The following is a 12408-nucleotide window of genomic DNA, read 5'->3' as shown; positions in this document are numbered from 1 at the left end:
AAATGACCGACTATAAAGCCACGCTTAACCTTCCGGACACCGCCTTCCCAATGAAGGCCGGCCTGCCACAGCGCGAACCGCAGATCCTGCAGCGCTGGGACAGTATTGGCCTGTACGGAAAGTTGCGCGAGATTGGCAAGGATCGTCCGAAGTTCGTCCTGCACGACGGCCCTCCGTACGCCAACGGTACGATCCACATCGGTCACGCACTGAACAAGATTCTTAAGGACATGATCATCCGCTCGAAGACCCTGTCGGGCTTCGACGCGCCGTACGTTCCGGGTTGGGACTGCCACGGCCTGCCGATCGAGCACAAGGTTGAAGTGACCCACGGCAAGAACCTGGGCGCGGACAAGACCCGCGAACTGTGTCGTGCCTACGCCACCGAGCAGATCGAAGGTCAGAAGACCGAATTCATCCGTCTCGGCGTGCTGGGCGACTTTGCCAATCCTTACAAGACCATGGATTTCAAGAACGAGGCCGGGGAAATCCGCGCCCTCGCTGAAATCGTCAAGGGCGGTTTCGTCTTCAAAGGCCTCAAGCCTGTGAACTGGTGCTTCGACTGCGGTTCGGCCCTGGCCGAAGCGGAAGTCGAGTACGAGAACAAAAAGTCCTCGACCATCGACGTAGCCTTCCCGATCGCTGACGAAGCCAAACTGGCTGCCGCCTTCGGTCTGCCGTCGTTAACAAAACCGGCCGCCATCGTGATCTGGACCACCACCCCGTGGACCATCCCGGCCAACCAGGCGCTCAACGTTCACCCTGAATTCAACTATGCGCTGGTCGACATCGGCGACAAGCTGCTGGTGCTGGCTGAAGAGCTGGTCGAAGCCTGTCTGGCGCGTTACGGCGTTGAAGGTTCGGTGATCGCGACCACCACCGGTAAAGAACTCGAGCTGATCAACTTCCGTCACCCGTTCTATGACCGTCTGTCGCCGGTATACCTGGCTGACTACGTGGAACTGGGCGCCGGCACTGGCGTGGTTCACTCCGCTCCGGCCTACGGCGTGGACGACTTCGTGACCTGCAAGAAGTACGGCATGGTCAACGACGACATCCTCAACCCGGTGCAGAGCAACGGCGTTTACGCGCCGTCGCTGGAATTCTTTGGCGGTCAGTTCATCTGGAAGGCCAACCCGGCCATCGTCGACAAGCTGACCGAAGTCGGTGCGCTGATGCACACCACCGTCATCGAGCACAGCTACATGCACTGCTGGCGCCACAAGACCCCGCTGATCTACCGCGCCACCGCGCAGTGGTTCATCGGCATGGACAAAGAGCCGGTCAGCGGCGACACCCTGCGCGTGCGCTCGCTTAAAGCCATCGAAGACACCAAGTTCGTTCCGGCCTGGGGCCAGGCGCGCCTGCACTCGATGATCGCCAACCGTCCGGACTGGTGCATTTCGCGTCAGCGCAACTGGGGCGTGCCGATCCCGTTCTTCCTGAACAAGGAAAGCGGTGAGTTGCATCCACGCACCGTTGAGCTGATGGAAGAAGTCGCCAAGCGCGTTGAAGTCGAAGGCATCGAAGCCTGGTTCAAACTCGACGCCGCCGAACTGTTGGGCGATGAAGCGCCGCAGTACGACAAGATCAGCGACACCCTCGACGTCTGGTTTGATTCGGGCACCACGCATTGGCACGTCCTGCGCGGCTCGCACCCGATGGGCCACGAGACCGGCCCGCGTGCCGATCTGTACCTGGAAGGTTCCGACCAGCACCGTGGCTGGTTCCACTCGTCTTTGCTGACCGGCTGCGCCATCGACAACCACGCGCCGTACCGCGAACTGCTGACCCACGGCTTCACCGTCGACGAGTCCGGTCGCAAGATGTCCAAGTCGCTGGGCAACGTGATCGCGCCGCAGAAAGTCAACGATACTCTGGGCGCCGACATCATGCGTCTGTGGGTCGCCTCGACTGACTATTCCGGCGAAATGGCCGTGTCCGAGCAGATCCTGCAGCGCAGCGCGGACGCCTACCGTCGTATCCGTAACACCGCGCGCTTCCTGCTTTCCAACCTGACCGGTTTCAACCCGGCCACTGACCTGCTGCCGGCCGAAGACATGCTGGCGCTGGATCGCTGGGCAGTGGATCGCACCCTGCTGCTGCAACGCGAGTTGCAAGAGCACTACGGCGAATACCGTTTCTGGAACGTTTACTCGAAGATCCACAACTTCTGCGTGCAGGAGCTGGGTGGTTTCTACCTTGACATCATCAAGGATCGTCAGTACACCACCGGCGCCGACAGCAAGGCTCGCCGCTCGTGCCAGACTGCGCTGTTCCACATCTCCGAAGCGCTGGTACGCTGGATCGCGCCGATCCTCGCGTTCACCGCCGACGAACTGTGGCAGTACCTGCCGGGCGAGCGCAACGAATCGGTGATGCTCAACACCTGGTATGAAGGCCTGACCGAGTTGCCGGAAGGCTTCGAGCTGGGTCGCGAGTACTGGGATCGCATCATGGAAGTGAAGGTTGCGGTCAACAAAGAGATGGAAATCCAGCGCGCGGCCAAGGCCGTCGGTGGCAACCTGCAAGCCGAAGTGACGCTGTTCGCTGAAGACGCCCTGACCGCCGACCTGGACAAGCTGAGTAACGAGCTGCGCTTTGTGCTGATCACCTCGACTGCCACTGTTGCGCCGTTCGTGCAGGCTCCTGCCGATGCTGTGGCCACCGAAGTCAGCGGCCTGAAGCTGAAGATCGTCAAATCCGCCTTCCCGAAGTGCGCCCGTTGCTGGCACTGCCGTGAAGACGTCGGCGTGAATCCGGAACATCCGGAAATCTGCGGTCGTTGCGTCGACAACATCAGCGGCGCCGGCGAGGTTCGTCACTATGCCTAATGCCGTTGGCCGTTTCGGACGGTTGAGCTGGCTGTGGTTGAGCTTGCTGGTTCTGGTCATCGACCAGGCCAGCAAGTTCTACTTCGAAGGCAAGCTCGAAATGTTCCAGCAGATCGTGATCATTCCTGATTACTTCAGCTGGACACTGGCTTACAACACGGGCGCGGCGTTCAGCTTCCTCGCAGACAGCTCCGGCTGGCAGCGCTGGCTGTTCGCCCTGATCGCGATTGTTGTCAGTGCGGTGCTGGTCGTTTGGCTCAAGCGCCTTGGCCGCAACGAAACCTGGCTGGCCGTCGCACTGGCGCTGGTGCTGGGCGGCGCGCTGGGCAATCTGTATGACCGCATTGCCTTGGGGCATGTGATCGATTTCATTCTGGTGCACTGGCAGAACCGCTGGTACTTCCCGGCATTTAACTTCGCCGACAGCGCTATCACTGTTGGCGCGGTGATGCTGGCACTGGATATGTTCAAAACCAAGAAAACCGAAGAGGCCGTTCATGACTGAACAGGTATTGGCTGAGCAACGCATCGGCCAGAACACGGAAGTCACCTTGCACTTTGCATTGCGCCTGGAGAACGGCGACACCGTCGACAGTACGTTCGACAAGGCACCGGCGACTTTCAAGGTCGGCGACGGCAACCTGCTGCCCGGCTTCGAAGCGGCGCTGTTCGGCTTCAAGGCCGGCGACAAGCGCACGCTGACCGTCGAGCCGGAAAACGCCTTCGGCCAGCCGAACCCGCAAAACGTACAGATCATCCCGCGCTCGCAGTTTGCCGACATGGAGCTATCGCCGGGTTTGCTGGTGATCTTCAACGATGCGGCCAATACTGAGCTGCCGGGTGTGGTGAAAGAGTTCGACGACACGCAAGTGACCGTCGACTTCAACCATCCACTGTCGGGCAAGACGCTGACCTTTGACGTCGAGATCATCCACGTCAAAGCGCTGTAAAATGTAGGTGTGAGCCTTTTTGGCGAGGGGATTTATCCCCGTTGGGGTGCGAAGCGCCCCCGAACCAGTCACCGCAATTGTGAATGAATGCGCTGAAAGGTCGACGACTGCGACGCAGCCGAACGGGGATAAATCCCCTCGCCACAGAGAGCTGACTCCCACAATGGTTTTTCATTGTTTTCGCGCGCAAGACACGAGGCACAGCATGCAAATCAAACTCGCCAACCCCCGTGGCTTCTGCGCCGGCGTGGATCGGGCGATCGAAATCGTCAACCGCGCCCTGGAAGTGTTCGGGCCGCCGATCTACGTACGCCACGAAGTGGTGCACAACAAGTTTGTCGTAGAAGACCTGCGCAGTCGTGGCGCGATCTTCGTCGAAGAACTGGATCAGGTACCGGACGACGTCATCGTGATCTTCAGTGCCCATGGCGTCTCGCAAGCCGTGCGTACCGAAGCCGCCGGTCGTGGCCTGAAAGTTTTCGACGCCACCTGCCCGCTTGTGACCAAGGTGCACATCGAAGTCGCGAAATACAGCCGCGACGGTCGTGAATGCATCCTGATCGGCCACGCCGGTCACCCGGAAGTCGAAGGCACCATGGGTCAGTACGACGCCACTAACGGCGGCGCGATCTACCTCGTCGAAGACGAAAAAGATGTCGCCGAACTGCACGTGCGTAACCCGGAAAAACTGGCATTCGTGACCCAGACTACGTTGTCGATGGACGACACCAGTCGTGTCATTGACGCCCTGCGTACACGTTTCCCGGCCATCGGTGGCCCGCGCAAGGACGACATCTGCTACGCCACGCAAAACCGTCAGGACGCCGTCAAGCAATTGGCCGACGAGTGCGACGTGGTGCTGGTGGTCGGCAGCCCGAACAGTTCCAACTCCAACCGCTTGCGTGAACTGGCGGAGCGTATGGCCACTCCGGCCTATCTGATTGACGGCGCCGAAGACCTGCAAAAGAACTGGTTCGATGGCGTTGAACGTATTGGCATCACCGCCGGTGCCTCGGCGCCGGAAGTGCTGGTGCGTGGCGTGATTCAGCAGTTGCAGGCCTGGGGCGCGACCGGCGCCGACGAGCTTGCGGGTCGTGAAGAGAACATCACGTTCTCGATGCCTAAAGAACTGCGCGTGCGTTCGATTTAAGCCGTTTTTCCTGCCGACACAGCGCCTGTTCAGTTTGTTCACTGGCCAGGCGCACGCGACCGGTCGCGGCCAGCACGATTTGCCGCTGGCTGACCGGTTCGTGCTTTGAGCAAATATGCAGCGTGCCTGCCTGAAAGGCCCGCCCGGGCATCAGCGGTTGCCCAAGACTGCTGAATCGCACGTAACGACTCACCAGCCAATTGCCGGCAATCGGCACTCGCGCATCACTCGCCCGTTCCACCAGCAGTGGGTTGTTTTTGTCCTGCGCGCCCTCGCCACTGATGTCCAGAATGATCCGCCAGCCCTGGCTCCAGTCTCCATTGATCCCGTAAATCATCACACTCTGGTTGTGCGTGATGGCCAGCGTGCGCGCCTTGCGAATGCCCTCAAGCATCGACTGCGCAGCCTGATCGCGATGATTGGACTCGGTAAGCGTGGCAAACGCCGGACTGACCAGCAGCAGAACAATTGCGCCAATCGCCAGTCCCATAAGCAGTTCAATCAGACTGAAACCTTGTTGCGACATGAAAACTCCCTCCATGGAGTGACGTGACTGGCGCGATCCGTGCGCCGGGCAGGGCAAATCAACCGACACAGGTCGGCTGAATGTTCTAGCGTGTAGAAGCAGGTATAGCCGACGGCAACGGAGGGCATCGATGGATCATCGTACAAAAGGTTTCACGCTGATCGAGTTGTTGATCGCGATCGCGGTGTTTCTGATCCTGATTACTCTGGCAGTCCCGGCGTTCACCCGCTCGATTCAGGGCAGCAAGGCCGATACTGAGATGGGCGACCTGCAACGGGCAATCAATTTTGCCCGCCTCGAAGCCATTGATCGTGGCGTGACCACGCGCCTGCGGCCCACGGCGGGTGGCAGCGTGTGGACGGGGGAATTGTCGGTCTATGACAGTACTGGCACTCCGGCCAATGTATTGCGGGTTGTTCCAGCGATGAGCAGCGGCGCGACTCTGACGCTACCCTCAGGTGTGACTGCGCTGGATTTCAACAATCTTGGCGGTCTGGCGGCACCGGCCACGGCAGTGGTCATCAGTTACACGCTGGGAGCGCAAAGCAGGACGCTGAACGTGTGTTTGAACGGACGAATTCAATTGGGTGGAAGTTGCGGATGAGGGCAGGGAGCATAGGCGTACAGCGGGGCATGACGCTGATCGAGGTGCTGGTCGCGTTGCTGATTCTGACGGTCGGATTGCTTGGGGCAGCGGCGGTGCAACTCAATGCGCTGAAATACACCGACAGCTCGCGAATGACCAGTCAGGCCAGTTTCATCGCCTACGACATGATGGACCGCATCCGCGCCAACTCGGGTGCTGATTACACCGTCACGCCACCGACCTCGGGAAACCTGAGCGTCACCCGTGATCAGGATCTCTACGATTTCACCAGCAACATTGTCAGTTTCGGCGGCCCCACGGCCACCGGCAGCATCACCCTCAACCAGCGGGTCTACACCATCACCATCAACTGGAGTGATGCGCGAGCGGCCAATACCGCCAGCGCCCCGCGCAGTTTTGTCTTGAGCAGTCGCGCCGCGGTCGATCCGGTGGCCACGCCATGAAGCGCAATCAACGTGGTTTCGGCCTGATTGAATTGATGATTACCCTGGCGTTGGGGCTGATTGTGGTGCTGGGCGTGGTACAGATTTTCATTGCCGCGAAAAACACCTATGTCAGTCAGAACAGCGCGGCGGCGATGCAGGAAGATGCACGCTTCGTGCTGAGCAAAATGATTCAGGAGCTGCGCATGGTTGGCATGTTCGGTTGCCTGGGCACCATCACCGACGCGAGCAGCGCGGGGGATTTCAACGCCGCGCAGATCACTCCCATCAATTGGGACAACGCCAACCTCAAGCTGACGCTGGTCACCGCTGATGTCGGCAGCAGTGGCGGCACCCCGACGTGGACCGTGGTTTCCGACTGTCGCAACAGTGCAACGGCTTACACCGGGCTGCGTGCCCCGGCCAGTGGGCAGATTGCCTTCCCGATCCGTCGTTTGATCTACAGCTTCAGCAATAACCAGATTCTGATGGGCACTGGCAGCGGCAACCCGGCGCAGCAGGTTCTGGTCAATAACGTCAACGCTTTCAACGTTACCTTTGGCCTCGCCAGTTCAGCTACGGATGTCGCGGCGTCCACTTACAGCGCCAACCCCAGCGATCCGGCGCGCATTCGCAGTGTACGACTGAGCCTGACCCTCAACGACCCGAACAACCGGGTTCCCAATCAAACCTTCAACGTGGTTGCCGCTTTGCGCAACCGCTTGCAGTGAGGGCGGGGCGATGAGGCATTCACTTCAGCAACGCAAGGCGCAGCGCGGCATGGTGTTGCTGATCAGTCTGGTGTTTCTTTTGCTGCTGACATTGATCGGCCTGTCGTCGATGCAAAGCGCCAACTTGCAGGAGAAAATGGCCGGCAGCGTCAGCTTGCGCAATCAGTCGTTCCAGACTGCCGAAGCGGCGTTGCGGGTAGGGGAGAGTGCGGTGCAGCTCGATGGCTACACCCTCGCGGTTTGCAGTGGTACCACGCAATGCGCTCCGCCTGCGGAGTCATCGGTGGTCAGTGCGGCGGGGCTCAACTCAACGTCGGGCGTGACCTGGATAGCCGCCGGCAACGGTTTCTACGGCGTACAGAACATTGGCACGACACTCACTGCCGTCAACGTGCCGAGCAACACCTCGGCGACCTTGTACCGAGTCACCGCTGTCGGCATCGTCGGCACTTCGCGTAGCGTGGTGGAGAGTGTCTATGCGAAATATTGATCGCTGCCGGACGCTGCTGATCGGCATGCTCCTGAGCTTTTATCTGGCAGCCCCGGCGTATGCGTTCACGCCATCCGATTCACCGCTGTTGAGTGCGGCCGCCGTAGCACCGAACGTGATGCTGCTGATCGATGATTCGGGGAGTATGAACAGCATCATTTATGCAGCGGGTTTCGATCCGACGGTGGATCGCAATCCGGCCCGCCAGTGCAATGCCGTCATCGGGCTGTGCCTGAGTTCTTCTGCCATCACCGGTGATTCGGTTTTTCTCTCGAGCCTGCCGACCTCAGGCTGCTCTGGCGGTGCCTATGCGTTTTACAACAACAGTATTGCGCCGCTCTGTCTGAAACTGCCGGATCCGGTGGGCGGCGGCAACACCCGTTATTCGGGGGACTACATCTCCTACGTGGTCAGTCTGGCCATCAATAACGGCACCCGCGATTTCACCACCGGCGCGATTCCCAACGATTACCGGATCAACGTCGCACGCAACGTTTCCACCGCGCTGGTCACCAGCAACCGCACCTTGCGCATGGGGCTCTCGACCTTCAACCCGGTCACCAGCAGCAACTCCGGCAACGGCGGTTACATCGCCCGCGCCATCAGCGATCTGTCACCGGTTTCCGGCAGCGTGACCCAGGCCCAGGCCGACACCAACTACAACGCGTTGATTGCCTCGATCAACGGCTTGAGTGCGGTGGCCAATACACCTTTGGCGGAGACCTACTACGAAATCACCCGCTACATGCGCGGGATGGCGCCGTACTACAACAGCACGCCGAGCACCTATACCAGTCCGATCCAGTACCGCTGTCAGAAAAACTACGGCGTGGTGATTACTGACGGCTTGCCCACCTACGACCGCACCTTCCCGAGCAACGATCCGCTGGGCGGCAGTCGTCTGCCGAACTGGGACGGGGTGAACAATGACGGCAACAACCTCAATGGCGACAGCGAGGGCGACACGCTGTACCTGGACGATATCGCCAAGTTCGCCTTTGATATCGACATGCGCTCGACCGGCACCGATGCGGCGGGCAAGAGCTGGAACGCAGTGGATTTCCCCAAGCAGAACATGAACACCTACACCGTGGGGTTCACCGCCTCCAACGACATGTTGTCGGATGCGGCCAGTTACGGGCAGGGAAGGTACTATCAGGCAACCGACAGCGCGGGCCTCAATACGGCGTTGTCTTCAGCGCTGAGTGACATTACGTCCAAGGCCGGGTCCGGCGGCAGTGGTGTCACCAGCGGCACCACACTTGCCAGCGGCACCAGTTACTTCCAGACCAATTACGACCCCAAGGACTGGCGCGGAACCATCAAGTCGTTCGGCTTCACCTCGGCCGGGGCGGTGAACACGTCGGCGGTGCTGTGGACTACCGACACGACGATTGTGCCGGGTGCGACGGTGCCGACTTACCAATCGTGGAACACCTTGAATAACGCCGTAGTAACTCTGGCGTACGCTAACTTTTCCCCCGCGCAGCAGACCACGCTGAGCCAGGGGCTGCCGACCGGCATCACCGGCAATGATCTGGTGGAGTGGAGCAAAGGCACCAACAAGAGCGGGCTCAAAGTGCGTAGCGTGTTGCTGGGCGACATCATCAACTCGCCGCTGGTGCTGGCATCTCCGACGGAAAAAACCGCGTCTGATCTCGCGGGCGATACTACTTACACTTCTTACCTGAGCACCAAAGCGGCGAACATGAACGCCAGCCTGGTGGTGAATGCCAACGACGGCTTCGTCAACGTCATCAACTCGGCCAACGGTACCCGGCGTTATGCGTATATGCCGTCCAGTGTGTTGCCGTCGCTGCGCCTGATCGCCGACACCAACTACATCAACGGGGTCAGCCACAAGTTTCTGGTGGATGGTCAGGTCGGGGTGTTCGACACGCAGTCCGGCTCAGCCTGGAAGACCCTGGCCATTGGCGGCACGGGTGCCGGCGGTAAATCGTTCTACGGGATACAGTTGTTTGATGCTTCTGCGGGCAATGTGATCAAGGCTTTGTGGGAAGTCAGTGCGCCGGCGACCGCCAGCACCGCCAACGTTTTTAATGATCTGGGTTATGCCTACGCCCGTCCGGAAGTGGCACGCTTGGCCGACGGTCGTTGGGCGGCGTTTATTTCCAATGGTTACGGCAGCAACTCCGGTGTGGCAGCGCTGTATGTGCTGGATGTGCGCGACGGTTCGCTGATCAGGAAGATCGTCATCGACAGCACGGAAACCACCAACGGTCTGTCTTCGGTGAAGCTCAAGGTCAATTCGTCGAATGTAGTGCAGGCCGCTTATGGTGGCGACTTGAAAGGACGGCTGTGGAAGTTTGATTTGAGCGCGACGTCGTCCGACAGCTGGGGCGTGGCGTTTTCCGGCAAGCCGTTGTTCACCACGGCGGGCGGGGCAACGCAACCGATCACCGCGCAGCCGCTGCTCGCCGACAATGCGCTCGGCGGCAAACAGATTTTCGTCGGTACCGGCAAGTTCAACGAAACCGCTGACAAAACCAACAAGGATTTGCAGTCGTTCTATTCGGTGTGGGATGCCGATGGCGGTTCGGGCCAGCTCACCGTCAGCAGCCTGCAGGCGCAGGCTATCACTGGGGTGTTCTCCGGCAGCACGGGGCAATTCGTGACGACGTCCCAGAACGATACGACGTATCCGGGCGAGAAAGGCTGGTATCTGCCATTGGTGTACAACAACGCGCTGATCGGCGAGCGGGTGATCAACCAGGCCAGTCTGGTGCTTGGGCGAATCGTCTTCACCACGGCCAGTGTCGATACGACCGACCCCTGTTCCAGCTTCGGCACCGGCAAAGTGGTCGAAGTCGATGCGTTCAGCGGTAAGATGCTCAACTACGCGGTATTCGATACTAACGGGGATGGTGTGGTCGACAGCAGCGACACGATTTCCAGCGGTGTGATATTCACTGGTGGCATTCCAACCCTGAACGCCATCGTCAATGGCGCAACACGCAAGATATTCAACGATACCAGCGGCAACATCACAACACTGGTGGAAAAGGGCGGTGGCGGCAGCCGTCGTATCATGTGGCGACAAATACAGTAAGTGAGAGTTTGAGGCATGCGCAGATTCAACCGAGGCTTCACCCTGATCGAGATCATGATCGTAGTTGCGATCATCGGGATCATCATCACCATCGCTGCTCCCAGCCTCACTGAATATGTGAAGAAGGGCCGTCGTGCCGAGGTGGTGTCGTTGCTGTCGGAACAGGCGCAGACGCTCGAACGGTTCTACACCAAAAACAATCTCTACACCGGCATCACCGGTCTGAGCGCGGGCACTGACTACTACACCATCACCCCGACGATCACCGACCAGACTTTCCTGCTGACGGCTACCCGCAAGACGGGCTCGGCCATGGCCACCGACAAGTGCGGGGATTTCACCCTGACCAATACCGGTGTCAGAAGCATGAACAACGCGACCACCGGGCTCACCACCAAGGATTGCTGGGGCCGCTGAGGCGCTTTCTTTCGGGCGCCTTTTGCGCCCTCTGTCTTTTTTACGGTTGGATCAAACATGACCAGGCAACAGCAAGTAGTGATTGTCGGTGGCGGGGTGATTGGCCTGCTGACCGCCTACAATCTTGCTTCCGAAGTGGGCAGCGTGGTGCTGCTCGACCGCTCGAACGTCGGGCAGGAATCATCCTGGGCGGGTGGTGGTATCGTTTCGCCGTTGTACCCCTGGCGCTACAGCCCGGCCGTAACGGCGCTGGCGCACTGGTCGCAGGATTTTTATCCACAGCTCGGCGAGCGCCTGTTTGCCGATACCGGGGTTGATCCTGAAGTGCACACCACTGGCCTGTATTGGCTGGATCTGGATGACGAAGCCGAAGCGCTCGGCTGGGCCAAGCGTGAAAATCGTCCGTTGCGCGCTGTGGATATCTCGGCGGCGCACGATGCCGTGCCAGTGCTGGGCAGTGGTTTTTCGCGCGCAATCTACATGGCCGATGTGGCCAACGTGCGTAATCCGCGTCTGGTGAAATCGCTGAAAGCGGCGTTGCTGGCACTGCCGAACGTAACCATTCACGAACACTGCGAAGTCAGCGGTTTTGTTCGCCAGGGTGAGCGGGTGATTGGCGTTCAGACCTCGACCGGCGTGATCACTGGCGATCAGGTCGTACTGACAGCGGGTGCATGGAGCGGTGATCTGCTCAAGACGCTGAACCTGACGTTGCCGGTCGAGCCGGTCAAAGGCCAGATGATTCTCTACAAATGTGCAGCGGACTTTTTGCCGAGCATGGTGCTGGCCAAGGGGCGTTATGCGATTCCGCGTCGCGATGGGCACATTCTGATCGGCAGTACGCTGGAGCACGAAGGCTACGACAAGACGCCGACCGACGTGGCACTGGAAAGTCTCAAGGCGTCGGCGGTGGAGCTGATTCCGGCGCTGGCGGAGGCCGAGGTGGTCGGGCATTGGGCCGGATTGCGCCCGGGATCGCCGGAAGGGATTCCGTACATTGGCCGTGTGCCGGGACACGAAGGGTTGTGGCTGAACTGCGGCCATTACCGTAATGGTTTGGTACTCGCGCCGGCGTCGTGCCAGTTGTTTGCGGATGTGATGCTAGGGCGGGAGCCGATTATTGATCCGGCGCCTTATGCTCCGGAAGGGCGCATTTAGTCAGTTGTTTCTTGGGTGGCTGGCCGACCGCATTCGCGAACAAGCCCGCTCCC

At 59.8% G+C, this 12408-nt stretch carries 12 protein-coding genes; 11 read left to right on the top strand and 1 reads right to left on the bottom strand.

Annotated features, from left to right (window positions below; all coding sequences use genetic code 11):
- The first annotated feature begins 2 nt into the window (after positions 1-2).
- The 4 genes from ileS to ispH all read left to right on the top strand — a co-directional run bounded on the left by ileS (position 3) and on the right by ispH (position 4934).
- Entirely contained in the window at positions 3-2834 is a 2832-nt protein-coding gene (gene ileS / locus F2P67_RS01535) for an isoleucine--tRNA ligase (RefSeq protein WP_166216501.1), read from the top strand.
- On the top strand, positions 2827-3339 hold the full coding sequence (gene lspA / locus F2P67_RS01530; RefSeq protein WP_053123968.1) for a signal peptidase II: 513 nt from the start codon (positions 2827-2829) through the stop codon (positions 3337-3339). The genes ileS and lspA overlap by 8 nt, the downstream gene beginning before the upstream one ends.
- 7 nt (positions 3340-3346) lie before the next feature.
- Positions 3347-3784, top strand: a complete 438-nt coding sequence (fkpB, locus tag F2P67_RS01525; protein WP_178120899.1) for an FKBP-type peptidyl-prolyl cis-trans isomerase — start codon at positions 3347-3349, stop codon at positions 3782-3784.
- A gap of 205 nt (positions 3785-3989) precedes the next feature.
- Positions 3990-4934, top strand: a complete 945-nt coding sequence (gene ispH, locus F2P67_RS01520; protein ID WP_166216495.1) for a 4-hydroxy-3-methylbut-2-enyl diphosphate reductase — start codon at positions 3990-3992, stop codon at positions 4932-4934.
- Here the strand turns inward: ispH and F2P67_RS01515 are convergent.
- Positions 4906-5460 carry a GspH/FimT family pseudopilin gene (locus tag F2P67_RS01515; protein WP_166216493.1) on the bottom strand — a complete coding sequence of 185 codons (555 nt, stop codon included), beginning with the start codon at positions 5458-5460 and terminating at the stop codon, positions 4906-4908. The two genes, ispH and F2P67_RS01515, sit on opposite strands and share 29 nt — an antisense overlap.
- Before the next feature lie 130 nt (positions 5461-5590).
- On the opposite strand from F2P67_RS01515, the gene F2P67_RS01510 reads away from it, so the two are divergent.
- Genes F2P67_RS01510 through thiO form a run of 7 tightly spaced genes read left to right on the top strand, consistent with a single transcriptional unit; the run spans position 5591 to position 12355 of the window.
- Complete coding sequence (locus F2P67_RS01510) at positions 5591-6064, top strand: GspH/FimT family pseudopilin (protein ID WP_166216491.1); 474 nt, start codon at positions 5591-5593, stop codon at positions 6062-6064.
- Entirely contained in the window at positions 6061-6510 is a 450-nt protein-coding gene (pilV, locus tag F2P67_RS01505) for a type IV pilus modification protein PilV (protein WP_166216488.1), read from the top strand. Before F2P67_RS01510 ends, pilV begins: the two co-directional genes overlap by 4 nt.
- Positions 6507-7220 (top strand): PilW family protein, encoded by a 714-nt coding sequence (locus tag F2P67_RS01500; protein ID WP_166216486.1) that lies wholly within the window; start codon positions 6507-6509, stop codon positions 7218-7220. The genes pilV and F2P67_RS01500 overlap by 4 nt, the downstream gene beginning before the upstream one ends.
- 10 nt (positions 7221-7230) lie before the next feature.
- On the top strand, positions 7231-7710 hold the full coding sequence (locus F2P67_RS01495; protein WP_166216483.1) for a pilus assembly PilX family protein: 480 nt from the start codon (positions 7231-7233) through the stop codon (positions 7708-7710).
- Positions 7697-10780 carry a pilus assembly protein gene (locus tag F2P67_RS01490; protein ID WP_166216481.1) on the top strand — a complete coding sequence of 1028 codons (3084 nt, stop codon included), beginning with the start codon at positions 7697-7699 and terminating at the stop codon, positions 10778-10780. The genes F2P67_RS01495 and F2P67_RS01490 overlap by 14 nt, the downstream gene beginning before the upstream one ends.
- Before the next feature lie 15 nt (positions 10781-10795).
- Positions 10796-11197, top strand: a complete 402-nt coding sequence (locus F2P67_RS01485) for a type IV pilin protein (RefSeq protein WP_166216478.1) — start codon at positions 10796-10798, stop codon at positions 11195-11197.
- 57 nt (positions 11198-11254) lie between these two features.
- Positions 11255-12355, top strand: coding sequence for a glycine oxidase ThiO (gene thiO / locus F2P67_RS01480; RefSeq protein ID WP_166216476.1), 1101 nt, complete (start codon positions 11255-11257; stop codon positions 12353-12355).
- The last annotated feature ends 53 nt before the right edge of the window (positions 12356-12408 follow it).

It is taken from the genome of Pseudomonas atagonensis (assembly GCF_011369485.1).
Classification (GTDB): domain Bacteria; phylum Pseudomonadota; class Gammaproteobacteria; order Pseudomonadales; family Pseudomonadaceae; genus Aquipseudomonas; species Aquipseudomonas atagonensis.
The sequence above is the reverse complement of the archived record's forward strand: the minus strand, read 5'-3'. Positions and strand labels throughout refer to the sequence as shown.